Source organism: Sphingomonas sp. LY54 (genome assembly GCF_035594035.1).
GTDB lineage: Bacteria > Pseudomonadota > Alphaproteobacteria > Sphingomonadales > Sphingomonadaceae > Allosphingosinicella.
Window position 1 is genome coordinate 690763 of sequence record NZ_CP141588.1, and the last position, 19498, is coordinate 710260.

Genomic DNA, 19498 nt, shown 5'->3' on the forward strand with positions numbered 1-19498 from the left:
GTCACCCCGGCGCAGGCCGGGGTCTCGGCGGGCAGGGCCGCGCCCTCTTGTTCTGGGATCCCGGCCTTCGCCGGGATGACGGCGTCCTGCATCATTCCCCCTTCCTCTCGATCCGCACCAGCAAGGTGCCTTCGCTCACTTGCGCGCCCTCGGCGGCGTGGAGCTCGGCGACGATACCGTCGAACGGGGCGAGAAGGCTATGCTCCATCTTCATCGCCTCCAGCGTGACGAGCTTCGCGCCCTTGGCGACGAGGTCGCCCTGGCGCGCGTCGACCGCGATCACGCGCCCCGGCATCGGCGACACCAACGCCCCGTCGGACGCGGCGTCGCCGCCCGCGGCCCCGCTCGCCCCGGGCAAAGTAAAGGCGAAGGCCTGGCCGTCGGCGAAGACCAGCATCGCGTCGCCATGGGCGGTGGCGGCGCCCTCGAGTTCCTGCTCCTCGCCGAGCGCGACCGCGCGTGTCTCGCCGCCATGGCTCAAGGCCACGCGCAGGTCCGGCGCGGCATTGGCGCGGAAGCCCTGCAGCGCGCGCCACGGATCGGCCCCATCCGAAGCCCCGCCGAAATCGGACGCGAGCATCGCCTCGGCCGCCAGGTTCCAGATGCCCTCGCCCGGCCTGGAATCGGGCACGAGACGGTCGATCCGCGCCGGGATGAAGGCGGTATCGACGTCGCCGGCGCGGAAATCGGGATCGTCCGCGGCGCAGGCGAGGAAAGCTGCGTTAGTCTTGACCGGCCACACCTCGACCTGTTGCAGCGTATCCACCAGCCGGTCGATCGCCTCGCCGCGGGTGGCGCCGGTGGCGATCAGCTTGGCGACCATCGGGTCGTAATAAGGGCTGATCCGGTCGCCTTCCTCGACGCCGGTATCGATGCGGATGCGCCCGCCCAGCACGAAATGATCGAGCCGTCCGGTCGAAGGCAGGAATTCGTGGGCCGGATCCTCGGCATAGAGCCGCGCCTCCATCGCCCAGCCGGCGATCGATAGCTCGTCCTGCCGCTTCGGCAGCGTCTCGCCTGAGGCCACGCGCAATTGCCACTCGACCAAGTCCTGGCCGGTAATCTCCTCGGTCACCGGATGCTCGACCTGGAGCCGCGTGTTCATTTCCATGAACCAGATGCGGTCGGCGCGCAGGCCTTCGGACGCGTCGGCGATGAACTCGATCGTGCCCGCGCCGACATAATCCACCGCCTGCGCCGCCTTGACCGCGGCGCCGCAGACCGCCGCGCGCGTCGCTGCGTCCATGCCCGGCGCGGGTGCTTCCTCGATCACTTTCTGGTGGCGGCGCTGCAGCGAGCAGTCGCGCTCGAACAGATGGACGACATTGCCGTGCGTATCTCCGAACACCTGCACCTCGATATGGCGCGGCCGCTCGATATATTTCTCGATGAGGACGCGGTCGTCGCCGAACGACGAGGCCGCTTCGCGCTTGCAGCTTTGCAGCATGTCGGCGAACTCGCCTGCCGCATTGACCTTGCGCATCCCCTTGCCGCCGCCGCCCGCGACCGCCTTGATCAGCACCGGATAGCCGATCGCGTCGGCCTCGGTCTTGAGGCGATCGGGGCTCTGGTCGTCGCCGAGATAGCCAGGCGTGGTCGGCACTCCGGCTGCGTCCATCAGCCGCTTGGCCGCGTCCTTGAGGCCCATGGCGGTGATGCTGGCCGGATTGGGGCCGACCCAGACCAAGCCGGCGTCGATCACTGCCTGCGCGAAGGCAGCGTTTTCAGACAGGAAGCCGTAGCCCGGATGGATCGCCTCGGCGCCCGAGGCTCTGGCGGCGGCGATGACCCGCTCCCCGACCAGATAGCTCTCCCGCGCCGGGCTCGGCCCGATATGCACCGCCTCGTCCGCCTCGCGCACATGCAGCGCGTGCCGGTCCGCGTCGGAGAAGACGGCGACGGTGCGGATGCCGAGCCGCCGCGCGGTCCGGATGATCCGGCAGGCGATCTCGCCCCGGTTGGCGATGAGAAGGGAGCGGATCATAATGCGATCCTCCCCGGCACGGGGAGGGGGACCATGCGCAGCATGGTGGAGGGGCTGGCACGATGCTGACAGGTCCAGGCGCGACGATCGGCAAGGCCCGCAGGCTGCGGCGGCAGATGACCCTGCCCGAGGTTTTGCTGTGGCGCGCGCTCCGGGAGCGCCCCGGCGGTTTCAAGTTCAGAAGACAGCATCCGGCAGGTCCGTTCGTCTTGGATTTCGTGTGCCTCGAAGCGCGGCTGGCCATTGAGGTGGATGGAGCGGCGCACGATCGGGGTGCCATTCCGGCGGGCGACGAAGCGCGCGACGAATGGCTGATGGCGCAGGGTTTCAGGACCCTTCGCATCCCTGCGCGGGAAGTCCTGTCCAACCTGGACGGAGCGCTCGCCCACATCGTTGCTCAATGCCAGCCCCTCCACCGTCCTGCGGACGGTCCCCCTCCCCGTACCGGGGAGGATTGAACTGCACATCCTTCCCAGTACGGGGAGGTGGCAGCGCGGAGCGCTGACGGAGGGGTTGGCACGCTGTCCACTCACCATCACATCCTGAACAGCCCGAATTGGGCTCGCTCCGGGATCGGCGCGTTGAGCGAGGCGCTGAAGGCCAGGCCCAGCACGTCGCGCGTCTGGGCCGGGTCGATGATGCCGTCGTCCCAAAGGCGCGCGGTGGCGTGATAGGGATTGCCTTCGTCCTCGTAGCGCTGGCGGATCGGCGCCTTGAAGGCCTCGGCGTCCTCCGGACTCCAGCTGTCGGCGTCCTTGTGCACGGTCGCCAGCACGCTGGCCGCCTGCTCGCCGCCCATCACGCTGATCCGCGCATTGGGCCAGGTGAACAGGAAGCGGGGCGAGTAGGCGCGGCCGCACATGCCGTAATTGCCGGCGCCGAAGCTGCCGCCGATCAGCACCGTCACCTTGGGCACTTGCGCGGTCGCCACCGCGGTCACGAGCTTGGCGCCATTCTTGGCGATCCCTTCGGCCTCATATTTGCCGCCGACCATGAAGCCCGAGATGTTCTGCAGGAACAGCAGGGGCGTGCGCCGCTGGCAGGCGAGTTCGATGAAATGCGCGCCCTTCAAGGCGCTCTCGCTGAACAGGATGCCGTTATTGGCGACGATCGCGACAGGCATGCCCCAGATGCGCGCGAAGCCGCAGACCAGGGTGGTGCCGTAGAGCGGCTTGAATTCGTGGAAGTCCGATCCGTCGACGATCCGGCCGATCACCTCGCGCACGTCATAGGGCGTGCGCACGTCGTCCGGGATGATCCCGTAGAGATCTTCCGCGTCGAGCTTCGGCTCGACCGGCTCGGCGATGTCGAGACCGGCGCCCTTTACCGTGTTGAGACGCGAGACGATGTCGCGGACGATGCTCAGCGCATGCTCGTCATTCTCGGCAAGATGGTCGACGACGCCGGATTTGCGCGCATGGAGGTCGCCGCCGCCCAAATCCTCGGCGCTGATCACCTCCCCGGTCGCGGCCTTCACCAAAGGCGGGCCGGCGAGGAAGATCGTGCCCTGGTTGCGGACGATCACGCTCTCGTCGCTCATCGCCGGCACATAGGCGCCGCCGGCGGTGCAGCTTCCCATCACGCAGGCGATCTGGGCGATGCCCATGCTGCTCATCTGCGCCTGATTGTAGAAGATGCGGCCGAAATGGTCGCGGTCGGGGAAGACCTCGGCCTGGTGCGGCAAATTGGCGCCGCCGCTGTCGACCAGATAGACGCAGGGCAGCCGGTTCTGCATCGCGATCTCCTGCGCGCGCAGATGCTTCTTCACCGTCATCGGGAAATAGGCGCCGCCCTTCACGGTCGGATCGTTGGCCACCACCATCGCCTCGCGGCCCGAAACGCGGCCGATGCCGGCGATCACGCCCGCGCCGGGCGCCTCGCCCTTGTACATGTCGCAGGCGGCGAGCTGGCCGACCTCGAGGAAGGGCGAGCCAGGATCGAGCAGCCCCGCCACCCGGTCGCGCGGCAGCAATTTGCCGCGGCTCACATGACGCTCGCGATGCTTGTCGGGCCCGCCGAGCGCCGCCTGCGCCACACGCTCTTGCAGCTCCTGCACCAGCGCGCGATTGTGCGCGGCGTAGCGGCGGAAGGTGTCGGAGCCCTCGTCGATCTTGGAAGTGATGGTGGTCATGCCTTGGCCCCCTCGGGCGCGCCGGCCGGGCGCTTCCGGATCAGATAGCGGTACACGCCGACCGCGTTGATGCCGAGCAGGATGATGTTCTGCGTCGCCAGCGCGCCCTCCTCGTCGAGCAGCCCGTAGACGATGAAGCTGATCGACGACGTGACGAACAGCACCATCGCCCAGCCGGTGGCGCGCCGGCCGAGATCAAGCGCGACGACTAAAGCGGCGATCACCGCGCTGCCGGCGGCGTACCATTCGATGATCTCAAGCAGGGTCTTGCTCATGCGCCGATCAATTCGCGGCCGATCAGCATGCGGCGGATCTCGTTCGTGCCGGCGCCGATATCGAGCAATTTGGCGTCGCGCATGAAGCGCTCGACCGGCCAGTCCTTGGTATAGCCGGCGCCGCCCAGCGCCTGGATGGCCTCGAGCGAGGTCTTCACCGCATTCTCCGAGGCGAGCAGGATCGCGCCGGCGGCGTCGAACCGCGTCGTCCGGCCGGCGTCGCAGGCGCGGGCGACGGCATAGACGTAGGCGCGGGCGGAATTCAGCGCGACATACATGTCCGCCACCTTGGCCTGCATCAGCTGGAAGGTGCCGATCGCCTGGCCGAATTGCTTGCGCTCGCGGACATAGGGCAGCACCACGTCGAGGCACGCCTGCATGATGCCGAGCTGGATGCCGGCGAGCACGGTACGCTCGTAGTCGAGGCCGGACATCAGCACGCCGACGCCGCCGTTGACGGGGCCCATCACATTCTCTTCGGGCACGAAGCAGTCGTTGAACACCAATTCTCCGGTGGGCGAGCCGCGCATGCCCATCTTGTCGAGCTTCTGGCCGAGGCTGAAGCCCTCGAAATCCTTCTCGATGATGAAGGTGGTGATGCCGCGCGAGCCGTCGCCGGTCTTGGCATAGACCACCAGCACGTCGGCATCATGGGCGTTGGTGATCCAGAATTTGGTGCCGTTGAGCCGATAGCCGCCGTCGACCTTGTCGGCCTTGAGCTTCATCGAGACGACGTCCGACCCCGCGCCCGCTTCCGACATGGCGAGGCTGCCGACATGCTCGCCGGAAATGAGCCTGGGCAGATATTTCGTCTTCTGCTCGGGATTGGCCCAGCGCCGGATCTGGTTGACGCACAGGTTGGAATGCGCGCCGTAGCTGAGGCCGATCGAGGCCGAGGCGCGCGCCACTTCCTCCTGCGCCACGACATGTTCGAGATAGCCGAGGCCGAGGCCGCCAAACTCCTCCTCGACCGTGATGCCGTGCAGGCCGAGCGCGCCCATCTCCGGCCAAAGCTCGCGCGGGAACCAGTCCTCCTCGTCGATCTTCGCGGCCAGCGGCGCGATCCGGTCGGAGGCGAAGCGGCTGGTCGTCTCGCGGATGGCGTCGGCCATCTCGCCGAGCGCGAAGTCGAAAGCGGGTGCGGCGGCCATGTCTCTCTCCGAATTGTTTGGCGCGCTCATAGCGCAGGCACGATCATCAGAAAAATTGAAAGAGCGCGAGACTTGTCATAGGATTGCCCTATGATCAGCCGCACCCATCTGCGTCAGTTCCTGGCCGTCGTCGACACCGGCAATTTCACGCGCGCAGCCCTCCACATCAATGTCGCCCAACCGACGCTCTCGGCCGGCATCGCCGAACTCGAAAAGCGGCTCGGCGCCAAATTGTTCGCGCGCACCAACCGCCGCGTCCAGCTGACCGAGGCCGGCAACCGCCTCCTCGCCCATGCCCGCGCGGTCGAACGCGAATTCCACCTCGCCGAGCAGAGTGTCACCGGCCTCGCGCCGCCGGTCCGCGCCATCCGTCTCGGCGTGCTGGCGACGATCGCCACCCGCTTCCTGGAAGAGACGCTGGGCGCCTATTCCAGTTCCGAGCCTGTCGAGGTGACCGAAGGCAGCGAGCGGGAATTGAGCAGCGCGCTCGCCGCCGGCCGGCTGGATCTTGCCCTCACCATGCTGCGCCCCGGCGAGATGCGGACGACCGAGTCGCTGTGGCGCGAGGAGTACCGGCTCGCTTTGCCCGTCAGCCACCGCCTCGCCGGCGCGGCCGAGGTCGCAGCGGAGGAGGTGGCCGGCGACACGATGATCGCCCGCCGCGCATGCGAGGCGCTCGCCGACACCAGCCGCCATTTCACCGAGCGCGGCGTCCGACCGCCGTTCAGCTTCCGCTCGCCCAACGACGACCGCGCGCTCGCCATGGTCCGCGCCGGGCTCGGCATCACCGTCGCGCCCGAAAGCCTGCGCGCCGACGGCATCGCCATGCCACGCCTCGCGGGATTCGGCCTGAAACGCGAGATTGGCCTCCTCTTCGCGCCGCACTGGGCGGACCATTATGGATGGGATCACCCTCTCCTCCGCGCACTGCGAATGCCCGGGCCAGACCAGCGCAGCACTCCCACCGTTCGCCCTAAGCTTGTCGAAGGGCCACCCTTGGCTCTAGGAGCAGGCGCAAAGCAACGGGACTAGAGACTGAGTCCTCACGACATCCAGTTTAGCCGGAGACTCTCCATGACCGCCGACCCGATCGTCATCCTCTCCTATGCCCGCACGCCGATGGGCAGCTTCCAGGGCGCGCTCGCCGGCGCCACCGCCACCGATCTCGGCGCCACCGCGGTCAAGGCCGCGGTCGAGCGCGCCGGCGTCGATCCGCAAGCGATCGACCGCATCTACATGGGCTGCGTGCTCCCCGCCGGCCTCGGCCAGGCACCCGCGCGCCAGGCGGCGCTCTATGCCGGCCTGCCCCATGCGGTCGAGGCGGTGACGATCAACAAGATGTGCGGCTCGGGCATGAAGGCCGCGATGATGGCCGCGGACACGATCGCCGCGGGCTCGGCCGACATCATCATCGCCGGCGGCATGGAATCGATGTCGAACGCGCCTTATCTGATGAAGAAGCACCGCGCCGGCGCGCGCATCGGCCACGACACGGCCTACGATCATATGATGCTGGACGGCCTCGAGGACGCCTATGAGCCCGGCCGCGCCATGGGCACCTTCGCCGAGGTTACCGCCGGCGAATATCAGCTCACCCGCAGCGCCCAGGACGATTATGCGATCGAGTCGCTGACCCGCGCCCAAAAGGCGCAGAACGAAGGCTGGTTCGAGCGCGAGATCGTCGCGGTCGAGGTCAAGACCCGCAAGGGCACCGAGACCGTCGCCAGGGACGAGCAGCCGGCCAAGGGCGACGCCTCCAAGATCCCGAACCTCAAGCCAGCCTTCGCCAAGGACGGCACGATCACCGCCGCCAACGCCTCGTCGATCAGCGACGGCGCCGCCGCTCTGGTCTTGACCCGCGCCTCCACCGCCGAGGCCAAGGGCCTGAAGCCGGTCGCGCGCATCGTCGCCCAGAGCGCCCACGCCCGCGCGCCCGCCGCCTTCACCACCGCCCCGATCGGCGCAATCGAGCGGCTGCTGGAGAAGACCGGCTGGAGTGTCGGCGACGTCGACCTGTTCGAGATCAACGAAGCCTTCGCCTGCGTGACGATGTTCGCGATGCGCGACCTCGGCATCCCGCACGACAAGGTCAACATCCACGGCGGCGCGACCGCTCTGGGCCACCCGATCGGCGCCAGCGGCGCCCGCATCCTCGCCACCCTCATCTCCGCGCTCGAACGCACCGGCGGCAAGCGCGGCATCGCCTCGCTCTGCATCGGCGGCGGCGAAGCGACCGCGATGGCGGTGGAACTGGTCGACTGAGCAACGACGGACGCTCGCGGAGACGTCGGCGGCGCCCTTCCCTTCGGCCCCTGTGCCGGTTATGGGTGACGCTTCCTTATGGGAGTGATCGACGATGGGACCAGACGACATCGCACCGAACCAGAACCCCGCCGAAGCCCCGAAGCCCGATCTGCAGCCGTGGGATGCGCCCAAATTGCGTATCCTCGCTGCAAGCGCGGCGGAGTTCGGCGGCGCCGGGTCGATCGACGCCGAAGGTCTGTCCTGACGTAGGGTCGATGATCCGCTGGCGCCCGCCCGTCGGGGACAATGTCGCCGCGCCCGCGGTGGCCAGGTCCCTGCTCGAGCGGGCGATAGCGGCCAGCCCAGCCAATCCAATCCTGCGAATGAAGCGCGCCGACCTCAATCTCGACCGCTTCGATTTCGCTGCGGCAGCCTCAGACCTTGAGGCCGCGCTCCACGCCGACCCCGTCTTGCCGGGACTGCGGTCGCGGCTGGCCCGCTGCCGCAACGCGCTCGGCCAGCATCATGAAGCGCTGGCGGTCGGCGCCGAACCCGGCGACGCGCACGCGCTCTACCAACACGGCCTCGCCCTCGACGCTCTAGGCCGCGAGCAGGAGGCCGAGCGCGCCTATCGCGCCGTCCTCGATCAAGACCCCCACCACCGCCACGCCTGCCGCAAGCTCTGCCGATTGCTGCGCCGGGCAGACCGTAGCGCTGAAATGCTCGCCGTTTGCGAAGACCTCGCCGCCCGCGGCGCGGCCCATGCACAACTCTTTTATGATTGGGGCATTGCGTCAGCGCTGACCGGCGATATCGGCCGCGCCCGCGCCTTGCTGTTCGACCGCGCCCGCGTCGCCGAGATCGCCCTGCCGGTTCCGGACGGTTTCGCCGACATCGCCGCCTTCCATGCCGCTCTGGCCGAGGAAATCCTCGGCAACCCGCACCGGCTGAGCGAGTTCGATCCGGGGGAGGAGGCCAATCGCGGCAGCAGCCGGGTCGAAGCCCTGTTCGCCGGTCGCCGGCCCGACATGATGCGCGCTCTGCTGCAAAGCCTGCAGCGGCTGGTCGACGATTATACCCCCTCTCCCGCCGGCCCGTTCGATCCCTGGCGCGCCGCCCGTCCTAACGCTGCGCGTCTCCGGGCTTGGGGCCTGATCCAGCGCCGCTCCGAGCATGAGGAATGGCACATCCACCGCGGCGGCTGGCTGAGCGGCGTCTATTATGTGCGCGTGCCGCGCGGCATCTCGGCGAAAGGCGAAGGGCGCGGCTGCATCGAGTTTGGGCCGCCGCGGCCGGTCGCCCGCTCGCAGCCCAACCTAATCTCGCCCTGGCGCTACGCCCCGCGCGAGGGGATGCTGCTGCTCGCGCCTTCCCATTATTCGCACCGGACGATTCCGAGCGGAATCGATGAACATCGGATCAGCTTCGCCTTCGACGTGGTGCCGGACGAGCAGCCTTAACGCCTTAGCTAGCCGCCTTCTTTCTCGTCGATCGGGCGCCTTCCAGCGCGCTGACGAAGGCGTGTCGCCACGCCACCACGTCCTCGTCGCGGACGCTCTGGATCAGGCTCTGCCAGCGGCGGACGCGCTCCTCGCGCGGCATGTTGAGCGCGCGGTGGATGGCGTCGCTCAATTCCTCCTTGCTGTAGGGATTGACCAGCATGGCGTCCTTGAGCTGGAGCGCCGCGCCGGCGAAGCGCGAGAGGATGAGCACGCCCGGATCCTCCGGATCCTGCGCCGCGACATATTCCTTGGCGACGAGGTTCATGCCGTCGCGCAGCGGGGTGATGAGCGCCACCTGCGCCGCGCGGTAATAGCCGGCCAGTTCCTCCCGCGCATAACCCTGGTTGACGTAGCGGATCGGCACCCAGTCGACGTCGGCGAACTCGCCGTTGATCCGTCCCGACAATTCGTCGAGCCCCTCGCGTATCTCCTGGTAGGTCGCGACCTCGCCGCGCGAGGGCGGCGCGATCTGCAGCAAAGTGACCCGGCCGCGCCAGTCGCCATGCTCCTCCAAAAAGCGGCGATAGCCGAGGAAGCGCTCCTCCAGCCCCTTCGAATAATCGAGCCGGTCGACTCCGATGATCGTCTTCTTGTCCTCGACCGAGGTGCGCAGCCGCTCGAACTGGCTGCGCGCCGTATCGCTCGCCGCCGCGGCCATGAACTCCTTATAGTCGATGCCGATCGGGTAGGCGGCGGCGTGGACCGACCGATCGCCAACGTGGATCATGCCGTCGTCGTCGCAATGGCCGCCAAGCTCGCGCTCGATATAATGGCGAAAGCTCTCCAGCCATTCCTCGGTCTGGAAGCCGATCACGTCATAGGCGAGCATCGAGAGCACGAGCCCCTCGTGGAAGGGCAGCGACACCAACAGCCGCGACGGCGGCCAGGGGACGTGGAGGAAGAAGCCCATCCGGTTCTTGAGGCCGCGGTCGCGTAGCTGCGCGCCCAAGGGTATCAGATGGTAATCGTGGACCCAGACGAGATCGTCGGGCTCGATCAGCGGCGCCACCGTCTCGGCGAAGCGCTCGTTGACCCGCTCGTAGCCGCTGCCGAAGCTGCGGTCATACTCGGCTAGGTCGATCCGGTAGTGGAGGAGCGGCCACAAGGTGCGGTTGGCGTAGCCGTTATAATATTCGTCGACGTCCTGCTCCTCGAGGTCGATCGTCGCGGTGGTGACGCCCTCGTGCCGCTGCAGGTCGATATGGCCGGTAAACTCCTCGGTCTTCTGCCCGGACCAGCCGAACCACAGGCCGCGATATTCCCTGAGCGCCGCCGCCAGCGCAACCGACAGCCCGCCCTGCGCTCCCGCCCCGCCATTGGGGGTGGGCGCCGAAACGCGGTTGGAGATGACGATCAGGCGACTCAACGGACGGAACTCCACGGTTTGGACAGGAGGACGGCACAGTTGATCAGACCAACCAATGAATAGGTTTGCGGATAGTTGCCCCAGAGCTCGCCGGTGACGAAGTCGGTATCTTCGGAGAGCAGCCCGGCGGGGGTGAGACGTTCGAGCATCGACTCGTAGAGATCGCGCGCCTCCTCGGTACGGCCGACGAGGTGAAGCGCCTCGATCAGCCAGAAAGTGCAGAAATTGAACGCGGTCTCGGGCAGGCCGAAATCGTCCTCGTCGGCATAGCGCAGCATGTGCTCGCCCTTGCGCAGCGCGCGTTCGACGGCGGTGAACGTGGCGAGGAATCGCGGGTCTTCCGGATCAAGGAAGCGCATGTCGACGAGCTGGAGCAGGCTGGCGTCGAGCTCGTGGCCGCCGAAGGTCGCGGCGAAGCGCTCCTCGGGCTGGTACCAGGCTTCCTTCTCGATCCGCGCCCGCACCTTCTCGGCACGCTCGCGCCAGAGCGCGGCGCGGTCCTCGAGCCCGACCGCGAGTGCGGCGTGGGCGAGACGGTCGCAGCCCGCCCAGCTCATCACCGACGAATAGGTGTGGACCGAAGTGCGCGTGCGGAACTCCCAGAGACCCGCGTCGGGCTGGTCGTGCATCGCCCAGGCGCGCTCGCCGACCTTCTCGAGCGCCGCGAAATCGTCCGCGGTCGCCTGGCGGAACAGGCGCTGGTCGAAGAATGCCTGCGCATTGGAGAGGATGATCTGGCCATAGGCGTCGTGCTGGACCTGATGATAGGCGGCATTGCCGACGCGGACCGGGCCCATCCCGCGGTACCCGGCCAGCGCTTCGGCCTCGGTTTCCTCCAGCTTGGCTTCGCCCGAGACGCCGTAGAGCGGCTGGATGTGCCCGCCTTTGGCCTCGTCGACGATGTTGCGGAGATAGCCGAGATAGCCTTCGAGCACGTCGAGCGCGCCCAAGCGGTTCAGGGCCTGGACGGTGTAATAAGCGTCGCGGATCCAGCAGTAGCGATAGTCCCAGTTGCGGCCCGAGTCCGCCGCTTCCGGGATCGAGGTGGTGAGCGCGGCGACGATCGCCCCGGTCTCCTCATGCTGGCAAAGCTTGAGCGTGATCGCGGCGCGGATCACCACCTTCTGCCATTCCAGCGGGATGGCCAGCCCGCGCACCCATTCGCGCCAATGGTCGGAGGTCTGGTGGAGCATCGTCGCCAGCGTGTGGCCGACATTGCCGACGAACGGCTCGTCGGGGCCGAGGAAGAAATGCAGCGGCTTCTCCAGCCGGAAGCTTCGCCCCTCGACGATATGGCCGACCGGCGCGTCGGTCGTGAGCCGCAGCGGCTGGGGCTTCAGCAGGAAGCGAATGTGGTTGGTGCCGCTGGTTCGCTCGGCATCCCTGGCGCCCCAGCCGACGGCGGGGTTGAGCCCGATCCGGATGCGCGGCGCGCCGGCGACCGGGCGGACGATGCGCGCGAACGCTACCGGTCGGTACATCCGCCCCGATCGCTCGAAGCGCGGGCAGAAATCGAAGATCTCGACCGACCCGCCCTCGCTGTCGGTCAGGCGGCTGACGAGGATCGGGGTGTTGCGCAGGTAGCGCTGTTCGCAGCTCACTTGGTCGTCGAGCGTGATCCGCCACTCGCCGCGCGGCAGTGTTGCAGGTGCGGACAGCCCCCGGCTGTCCGCACCTGCAACACTCTCGTCCTTGGGGTCGAGCAGCGAGCAGAATAAGGGATCGCCGTCGACGCGGGGCGCGCAGCCCCACACGAAACCGGCCGTTTCATCGATGAATGCGCTGACCTGGCAATTGCCGATGGGCCACAGGGACAATGTCTTCACTACAGGGACGCCTCGCTCAACCACTCGGCGACGGCCCCGACTCCGGGCAGCTGCCAGCGCGCCGCGGTTTCCCGCTGCGGCCCCACCAGCACCCCGCCGCCGCCGAGCTCAGCGGCCGCGGCGAAGGCATGTTCGTCAGTCAGATCGTCGCCCACGAACACAGGACGCGCACCGGCGAACTCCGGTTCCCGCATGAAGGCCTTTAATGCATCGCCTTTGTCCGACCCGTGCGGCCTGAGCTCGGCAACCATCTTGCCCAGTTGCAGCGTCAGACCGGTGCTCGCCGCCACGTCGCGCATGAGCGCCTCGGCCGCGTCCGCCGCGTCCGGGGCCTGTCGGTAATGGAGCGCGACCCCGAACGGCTTTTCCTCGACCAGCAGGCCGGGCACGCCGGCAGCGAAGGCGCGGGTTGCCGCCTTGGCCTCCGCCAGCCCGGGCGGGACCGAAAGCGGCAGGCTCGTGCCGTCGCCGAGGCGCAGCTCGAGCCCGTGCGATCCGGACACGGCCAGCGCCGCGCAGTCGAGATGTTTCTCGAGGTCGGCGATGGCGCGGCCGCTTACGATCGCCAGCCGCCCTTCCAGCCGCGCGTGCAGCCGGTGCAGGAGCGGCTCGAGATGCGCGCCGACGCGGATCGCGGCGGGCGTCTCGGCCAGCTCCACCAGAGTGCCGTCGAAATCGAGGAACAGGGCCGCGCCGTCGAGCAATCCCAAGGGCGGTCGGCAATCATTATCGGCCATGGCGGAAGACTTGGCGACCGCCGCCGCGAAACTCAAGCAGCGCGATCCACCAGACCCGCATTGGCGGCACCGTGCTTTTACGGTATGTGGGTCCACTCTGGAGACAAAAGGGGGAAGCCATGAGCGACGTCGCCACGAGCCGGCCGGGCAGCAGCATTCGGAATTCCGCCCCCCCGCAGGAAACGCTCTCGCGCCGTTCGGTGGTCGCGGGCGCCGCCGGCCTCACCGTGCTGGTCGGCGCTGCGGGCGCGAGCGCGCTCACGGTCGCAACCTCCAAGCCCGCGGGCTCGGCCCCCAATCTCTGGGATCGCCAATATTGGACGCTGGAAAGCGCCGGCGTGCAGGAATGGCTGCGCAACGTCGGCTCCAACTTCACCATCGTCGCCGACAACGGCCGCAACGTTACGATGAAGCTTAGCGCGGTGCTGCCGTTTCCCAACCGCGGATCGCGGCCGGCGCAGCTCGGCCGCGCCAGCGCGTTCGACACTTTGTTCGATCCGGCCGACCGCAATGCGGTCAAGGGCAACCGCATCTACAGGGTGCGCCATGCCCGCTACGGCGACATGCACATCTTCCTGACGCGCACACCCAAAGGGCGGCTGGAAGCGGTGTTCAACTAGGGAATGCCGCCGCCGCTGCGTGCCGCCGCTGCCCTCGGCCTGTCCTACCGCACGATGTCCGACGGCGACCTTCCCTTCGCAGCTTCGCTCTACGCGTCCACGCGCAGCGAGGAGCTGGCCCAGACCGGCTGGCCGGACGAGATCCAGCACGCGTTTCTGGCGCAACAATTCGAGGCCCAGCACCGCCACTATCGCCAGCATTATCCGGCCGCCGAATGGCTGATCGTCGAGCGCGCGGGGGAGCGGATCGGGCGACTCTACATCGAGGAATGGGAGCATGAGTTCCGCATCATTGACATCGCCCTGATCCCGGCCAGTCGCGGCCAGGGCATTGGCGGAGCCATCCTGGCCGATGTCCTCGCTCAGGCCGGCGTGGCCGGAAAAGCGGTCTCGATCCACGTCGAGAAGCAGAATGCGGCAATGCGGCTCTACCACCGGCTCGGCTTTGCCAGGATCGACGAGCACGGCGTCTACGATTTGATGGAACGCCGGCCCTAGTTGAAGATCGCCTCGTAGAGAATGCCGTCCGGGTCGCGGGCGATCGGGACGACGAAGATGTCGAACGCGTCGCCGCCATAGGCAAAGGAGTAGATGGCCTGCGGCAAAGCGGATTCGGAGGGTCCCCGGAAAACCAGGCGGAACGAACCGGCCTCGCGAACCCCGGCCGGCAGCGGCTGGGCCGTCTCCAGCGTCATCTCGAGCGCGCCTGCGCCGCTTTCGACCGTGAAGCTCTCTCCGACCCTGCCGGCGAAATCCTCGATGCCCGGATCCCCCACCTTGGTCTCCTCAGTCCAGCTCTTCGCCGGGATCGGTGCCCCAGATATGCTCGGTCCGGATGTAGCCGGCGCGCCCGCGCACGTCGAGGCGGCACCAGCCGCTGCTGCAGTCGGTCAGACGGCCGACCACGCCCGGTTCGACACGATAGGTGACCTTGGCCGCGCCATTAGGCGTCTGGTGCATCGGCCGCGCCTCGTCGCCGACGACCAGTGCCGTCCGCGTGTCGCTGAGCAGGTTGACCAGCATCCAGCCGGTCGTGCCGTCCGGATCCTGGATCTTGCGCCAGCTCGGATAGACTTCGAGCACCTTGATCGGCAGATCGGCGCGCTTGTAGAGCCAGACGGCGGGATAATTCTTGCCCGGCCCCGTGCGCATCATCGCCTCGCCGGCCGAGATCGACGCCCAATAAGGCGTGGCGCGCTCCTTCTGCGCCTGGGACGCCGACGGCAAGGCCGCCAACATTATCAACGCCGCCGCAATCGCCCGCCGCATCTCACATCTTCTCCGTTGAGGTCGTGACCCTCTCCCTTAGTCCCCCCGGTGCGCCGGCTTCAACCGCCTGCCGCCGGGCGCACCAGATCGGGACGTTAGTCGCCGGTCTGGATGCGCTCGACCAATTGCTTCACCGTCGGCACGAAGCCGTTGGAATAGAAAGGATCGTTCTTGAAGCGGAAGGCCGCGTGGCCGGCGAACATGAGGTTGTTGTCGACGGGCCCGCCATGGGCGATGTCCTGCAGCGTCTTCTGGATGCAGAAGCTGCGCGGATCGGCGAGGCGGCCGGTCGAGTTCTTCTCATTGTCCGCCCAGGACGAGAAGGCGCACTGGCTGAGGCAGCCCATGCAATCGGCCTGGTCCTTGCGGATCACGACCTTGTCCTCGGGGGTCACGAACACCAGGGTCTCGTCCGGCGTCTTCAGCGCCTCGGTATAGCCCTGCGCATACCATTCGCGTGCGTGCAGCAGGTCGCCGCGCGTCACCCAGTAATTCTTCTTGCCGCCGACGCCGACGTCGAGCTGGAACGCATGGTCGCCCAGTTCTTCCTTGGTGAAGGCGATCTGCCGCTTCGAGCGCGCCTCGAGCTCGCGCAGGAACGGCGTGCGCACCGCCGAGGAGTAGAAGCCGGTCGGCGAGAATTGGTGGAGCAGGACATCGCCCTCCTCCAGCGTCATCAGCCGCTGCTTCCACTCCTCCGGGATCGGGCTTTCCTTGGTGAGCAGCGGCCGGGTGCCGAACTGGAAGGCGATCTGGCCGAGCTCGGGATTGTCGATCCAATGCTCCCATTCCTTCAGGTTCCAGACGCCGCCGGCCATGACGATCGGCACGTCGTCCGAAATGCCGCCCTGGCGCATCGTATCGCGTAGCGCCTTGACGCGCGGATAGGGATCCTGCGGCTTCAGCGGGTCCTCGGCGTTGGAGAGGCCGTTATGGCCGCCGGCCAGCCACGGATCCTCGTAGACGACCGCGCCGAGCTCGTCGGCGAACTTGGAATAAGCCCGCTTCCACAGCGCGCTGAACGCGCGGGCCGAGCTGATGATCGGCAGGTAGGAAACACCGTAGGAGGCGGCGATTTCGGACAATTTGTAGGGCATTCCCGCGCCGCAGGTGACGCCCGCGACGAGACCCTTGGTCTGCTCCAGCACGCCGTGCAGGATGCGCTGGGCGCCGCCCATCTCCCACAGGACGTTGATATTGATCGCGCCGTTGCCGCCGGCCATGTCATAGGCCTTGCGGACCTGCGCGACCGCGCCGGCGATCGCATATTGGATCAGCTCCTCGTGACGGTCGCGGCGCGTGAGGGCGTGATAGACCTGGGGGATGATCTTGCCTTCGGGATCGTAGCTGTCGGCATTGACCGCCGAAACGGTGCCGATCCCGCCGGCCGCGGCCCAGGCGCCCGAACTCGCATGGTTCGTGGCGGAGACGCCCTTGCCGCCCTCGATGAGCGGAAGCACTTCGCGCCCGGCATAGCGGATCGGGCGGATACCTTTGAACATCATTCCTCCAAAAAACTCCGGCCGTCCCGGAGGGCGGCAGCGGGCCCTATAGGGGCAATATACGCCGCATGCGCAACATTTTCACGCGCCCATCCCGGTGAACGCATGAGGATCGCCGAGCGCTTCACCATAAAGCCGCGCGTAACGGCGGATCATTTCGGACTCGTCATAATCGGCCAGCGCCTTTTCGCGATTGGCGCGGCCGATCGAACGACGCAGGTCCGGGCGTTCGGCCAGCGTGTCCAGCGCCAGCGCGAAAGCAGGCTCGTCGTCCGCGTCGACGATCAGCGGCAGATTGTCGCGCGAGACGATCGCTGCAACGTCGCCGACCGCGGTCGCGACCGCCGGCAGGCCGGCCGCCATCGCCTCGACTAGGGCGATCGGGAATTGCTCGCTGTCCGACGACAGAGCGAAGATGTCGAAGCCGCCGAGAAAGGCCGCGGGATCGGACAGAAATCCTGGAAGATGGACGCGGTCGGCGACGCCGCAGGCGCGTGCCTGGCTGACGATCCGCTCGCTCTCCGGCCCCTCCCCGACGATCACCAGCCGGGCGCGCGGGTAGCGCATCGCCGCAAAGGCGCGGACCAGCCGCGGCAGATTCTTGACCGCGCGCAACCCGGCGACCGTGCCGATCACCAGTTCGCCCTCGGCCGGGTGCAGCCCCGGTATCGCGTCCGCGAGCGGGGCAAGGCCGTAGCGCCGCGTCGCGATGCCGTTGGGAATGCGCACGATCCGCTCGGGCGGCTGCGCCCAGGCCTTGGCCGCGATCTTCTCCAGCGTGACCGACGGCACCACCAGCCGGTGCGCCGCCGACAGGCCGAGGCGGCGGTAGAGATTGCGCCGGGCCTTGAGCCCGTCGGCCTCGTCCTGGTTGAAGCCGTCCTCGTGATGGACGAGCGGCGGCAGGCCCATCCCCTTGCCGAACAGATAGCGCGCCATGACCGCGTCGAACGCGCCCCAATTATAGGTGAGGACGAGGTCGAAGCGGCGCATATACCGTGCCAGCGCGAACAGGCGCCCGAGCCCCGGCCGCCCCGCCAGCGCCGGCGCGTCGGCGGGAAAGCTGACGCGAACGTGCCGGCCGATCGCGTCGCGCGCCGAGAGGCGGCCGGGCATCGAACTCAGCACGACATGCTCGGCCGCGTCGCCGAACGCGTTCATCAGGCGCACCGCGCGCGCCTCCTTGCCGCCGAGCGAGAAGGTCGAATGGGCGTGGAGGATGCGAACCGGCATGGCCGCCCTTATGACTCGGCCTTGCCCGGTGGGGAAGCGGAGGCGCAGTGGCTAGTTTCAGGTCATCCGTCGCCAGCGCCTTCGGACGCGTCCTTGGCAACCTTCACGTTCTTGTGAGCGAAACAGAACAACCCAATCTCACCACACTGATGCGGCTCGCCTTCACGTTGGAGACCAATCATGGATGGCGATGCTAGCTCCCCGCCTCGGCCAGCTGCTTCGACACGGTGTGGATCGACACGTCAGCAGCCCTGCTAATCGATTACTTTTCAGCGTCGGCCGGTGGGTCTTCGAAAAGTCGACCCTGCCGAGGCGGGAAGGCCTGATAAAAAAGCTTTTTAAAGAAGTCGCGTTTTCCGGACGGAGTCGCTCGCAATAGCGTAGTCGTCGCGCTGATCTGGCTTTGCAGGCTGGGATGGCCCACGTCCTCCGTAAGACCTTGGTGAAGCGTCGTCCTGCGACGGCCCGTCTGAGCGTTCTTCGGAGACTTCTTTTTTAGCTCATCCAGCACGCCGGGAGGCAATTGTTCATAGATCAACTCATTTGTGAGCTTGCCAATGTAAGCGTTCCGGCTGTTGTTGCCCGGCTGGTACGGCCAGCCCCACACTCGGTGCAGCTGCTCGTAAAATGCATCGGGGAATCTCTTCGTCCACGGCAGCAATTTAGGAGAAATATATGCAGCAAGGATTCTCTGCAGCTCGTCTCGCGCGCGATATGCCTGGTAACCCGTTGCCTCATCGACCAGGGCGATGATGCCCACCTTAGCGAAGGCACGGATCAACTGCTCCGCTCGTTCGACAATTACCTTCTGACGCTCGGTAGTGTCACCGGCGGCCCTAGCTGAAAGTATGGCGTCGCAGATTTCCGGAAGGATCGTAGCCGGATAACCGAGTACGCGATGAAAGCCCGGAGCACTGAAAAGGATCGGGTTTCTCAGCGCCATTTCTAGGTCACTGGAAAGATGAGGGGAAAGCCACTTTTGCGTGGCAAACCGGGGGAGCTCGGCGCCACCATCATCCGGCCTTGTGTCATCGCGAGGACCGCCGCGCGTGACCGCCAAACCTCTGAACATGCCACGCTGCGAGATAACGCGTTGCGAGTTGTTCAGGACAAAACAGTCCAGTTCGATCTCACCGATTTTCAGGGGGCGGTTGGCCGAGCCAAACTCTGCTTTGGGGATTGCGGAAGAGTTGGCCGCCCGCGCAAGGCCCCCTAGCCGCGCGATCTCTTTCCTCCGCTCTGGACTAAGGGCGATTGCGCGAGCCTCGCCGCCCTTCTTTTGGGGGTCCGTATCCGACATGAAACGACTCCGCTCCTGCTTGCTGATCCCGCAAAGTAGCAGCTTGCTCAGTTTTACGCAAGCAGATTAGCGCAAGTCCACTTGCCTGCTTGCTATCTTCCCCTTCCGTCCAGCGCCGGTCGCAGTCTCCTACCGCCGCTCCCGTCGTCATATTTTCGGCGTGTTTCCAGTCGCCTTCTACTAAGTTGGGCAGCGCGCTAGTGAGCAGTTCGCGCTCGTCCTCGATCCCATATCGCCTCCTTGCCTTGCGCCAGCGCAAGACGCGGTTGCAGCGTACGACAGGTTCAAGCTCCCAAGCCGCAGTGGCTTGATCGCCGCCGGAAATCCTGTATAGGCGCGCACTTGGCCGGCGGCTTCG

General features: G+C 67.1%; 19 protein-coding genes. 7 read left to right on the forward strand and 12 right to left on the reverse strand.

Annotated elements, in window-relative coordinates:
• Positions 1 to 91 precede the first annotated feature (91 nt).
• Positions 92 to 1984, reverse strand: coding sequence for an acetyl/propionyl/methylcrotonyl-CoA carboxylase subunit alpha (locus SH591_RS03505; RefSeq protein ID WP_324750546.1), 1893 nt, complete (start codon positions 1982 to 1984; stop codon positions 92 to 94).
• A 116-nt stretch (positions 1985 to 2100) separates the two neighbouring features.
• On the opposite strand from SH591_RS03505, the gene SH591_RS03510 reads away from it, so the two are divergent.
• A complete protein-coding gene (locus tag SH591_RS03510) occupies positions 2101 to 2442 on the forward strand; it encodes an endonuclease domain-containing protein (protein ID WP_324751320.1) in 342 nt (113 codons plus the stop codon).
• Between the two features lie 77 nt (positions 2443 to 2519).
• Here the strand turns inward: SH591_RS03510 and SH591_RS03515 are convergent, their stop codons facing one another.
• From SH591_RS03515 to SH591_RS03525, 3 genes are read right to left on the reverse strand one after another with little or no spacing between them, the layout of a single operon-like run.
• Positions 2520 to 4115: a carboxyl transferase domain-containing protein gene (locus SH591_RS03515; protein WP_324750547.1), complete on the reverse strand. Its 1596-nt coding sequence runs from the start codon at positions 4113 to 4115 to the stop codon at positions 2520 to 2522.
• Complete coding sequence (locus tag SH591_RS03520; protein ID WP_324750548.1) at positions 4112 to 4390, reverse strand: hypothetical protein; 279 nt, start codon at positions 4388 to 4390, stop codon at positions 4112 to 4114. The genes SH591_RS03515 and SH591_RS03520 overlap by 4 nt, the downstream gene beginning before the upstream one ends.
• The gene (locus SH591_RS03525; protein WP_324750549.1) at positions 4387 to 5541 is read right to left on the reverse strand and encodes an isovaleryl-CoA dehydrogenase; all 1155 of its coding nucleotides are present in this window, start codon (positions 5539 to 5541) and stop codon (positions 4387 to 4389) included. The genes SH591_RS03520 and SH591_RS03525 overlap by 4 nt, the downstream gene beginning before the upstream one ends.
• 90 nt (positions 5542 to 5631) lie before the next feature.
• Between SH591_RS03525 and SH591_RS03530 the strand changes: the two genes are divergently transcribed.
• The 4 genes from SH591_RS03530 to SH591_RS03545 all read left to right on the forward strand — a co-directional run bounded on the left by SH591_RS03530 (position 5632) and on the right by SH591_RS03545 (position 9245).
• On the forward strand, positions 5632 to 6573 hold the full coding sequence (locus tag SH591_RS03530) for a LysR family transcriptional regulator (RefSeq protein WP_324750550.1): 942 nt from the start codon (positions 5632 to 5634) through the stop codon (positions 6571 to 6573).
• A gap of 42 nt (positions 6574 to 6615) precedes the next feature.
• Positions 6616 to 7803, forward strand: a complete 1188-nt coding sequence (locus tag SH591_RS03535) for an acetyl-CoA C-acyltransferase (RefSeq protein ID WP_324750551.1) — start codon at positions 6616 to 6618, stop codon at positions 7801 to 7803.
• Between the two features lie 94 nt (positions 7804 to 7897).
• Positions 7898 to 8050, forward strand: a complete 153-nt coding sequence (locus tag SH591_RS03540; RefSeq protein ID WP_324750552.1) for a hypothetical protein — start codon at positions 7898 to 7900, stop codon at positions 8048 to 8050.
• A 10-nt stretch (positions 8051 to 8060) separates the two neighbouring features.
• Positions 8061 to 9245: a putative 2OG-Fe(II) oxygenase gene (locus SH591_RS03545; RefSeq protein ID WP_324750553.1), complete on the forward strand. Its 1185-nt coding sequence runs from the start codon at positions 8061 to 8063 to the stop codon at positions 9243 to 9245.
• Positions 9246 to 9249: 4 nt separating this feature from the next.
• Here SH591_RS03545 and otsA read toward each other — a convergent pair whose 3' ends face one another.
• Genes otsA through otsB form a run of 3 tightly spaced genes read right to left on the reverse strand, consistent with a single transcriptional unit; the run spans position 9250 to position 13252 of the window.
• Positions 9250 to 10653 carry an alpha,alpha-trehalose-phosphate synthase (UDP-forming) gene (otsA, locus tag SH591_RS03550; RefSeq protein WP_324750554.1) on the reverse strand — a complete coding sequence of 468 codons (1404 nt, stop codon included), beginning with the start codon at positions 10651 to 10653 and terminating at the stop codon, positions 9250 to 9252.
• Complete coding sequence (locus tag SH591_RS03555; protein WP_324750555.1) at positions 10650 to 12479, reverse strand: glycoside hydrolase family 15 protein; 1830 nt, start codon at positions 12477 to 12479, stop codon at positions 10650 to 10652. Before SH591_RS03555 ends, otsA begins: the two co-directional genes overlap by 4 nt.
• Complete coding sequence (otsB, locus tag SH591_RS03560) at positions 12479 to 13252, reverse strand: trehalose-phosphatase (protein ID WP_324750556.1); 774 nt, start codon at positions 13250 to 13252, stop codon at positions 12479 to 12481. The genes SH591_RS03555 and otsB overlap by 1 nt, the downstream gene beginning before the upstream one ends.
• Before the next feature lie 83 nt (positions 13253 to 13335).
• Here otsB and SH591_RS03565 point away from each other — a divergent pair, with 83 nt between their 5' ends.
• Positions 13336 to 13836: a DUF6916 family protein gene (locus SH591_RS03565; protein ID WP_324750557.1), complete on the forward strand. Its 501-nt coding sequence runs from the start codon at positions 13336 to 13338 to the stop codon at positions 13834 to 13836.
• 3 nt (positions 13837 to 13839) lie between these two features.
• Positions 13840 to 14334, forward strand: a complete 495-nt coding sequence (locus SH591_RS03570; protein ID WP_324750558.1) for a GNAT family N-acetyltransferase — start codon at positions 13840 to 13842, stop codon at positions 14332 to 14334.
• Here the strand turns inward: SH591_RS03570 and SH591_RS03575 are convergent.
• The 5 genes from SH591_RS03575 to SH591_RS03595 form a co-directional block, all read right to left on the reverse strand.
• Positions 14331 to 14612: a DUF6916 family protein gene (locus SH591_RS03575; protein WP_324750559.1), complete on the reverse strand. Its 282-nt coding sequence runs from the start codon at positions 14610 to 14612 to the stop codon at positions 14331 to 14333. The genes SH591_RS03570 and SH591_RS03575 overlap by 4 nt on opposite strands.
• Before the next feature lie 10 nt (positions 14613 to 14622).
• A complete protein-coding gene (locus tag SH591_RS03580; RefSeq protein ID WP_322833079.1) occupies positions 14623 to 15075 on the reverse strand; it encodes an SH3 domain-containing protein in 453 nt (150 codons plus the stop codon).
• 125 nt (positions 15076 to 15200) lie between these two features.
• Positions 15201 to 16607 (reverse strand): NAD(P)H-dependent flavin oxidoreductase, encoded by a 1407-nt coding sequence (locus SH591_RS03585; protein ID WP_324751321.1) that lies wholly within the window; start codon positions 16605 to 16607, stop codon positions 15201 to 15203.
• Positions 16608 to 16688: 81 nt separating this feature from the next.
• Complete coding sequence (locus SH591_RS03590) at positions 16689 to 17840, reverse strand: glycosyltransferase (RefSeq protein WP_324750560.1); 1152 nt, start codon at positions 17838 to 17840, stop codon at positions 16689 to 16691.
• Between the two features lie 262 nt (positions 17841 to 18102).
• On the reverse strand, positions 18103 to 19140 hold the full coding sequence (locus SH591_RS03595; protein WP_324750561.1) for a P63C domain-containing protein: 1038 nt from the start codon (positions 19138 to 19140) through the stop codon (positions 18103 to 18105).
• Positions 19141 to 19498: the final 358 nt, after the last annotated feature.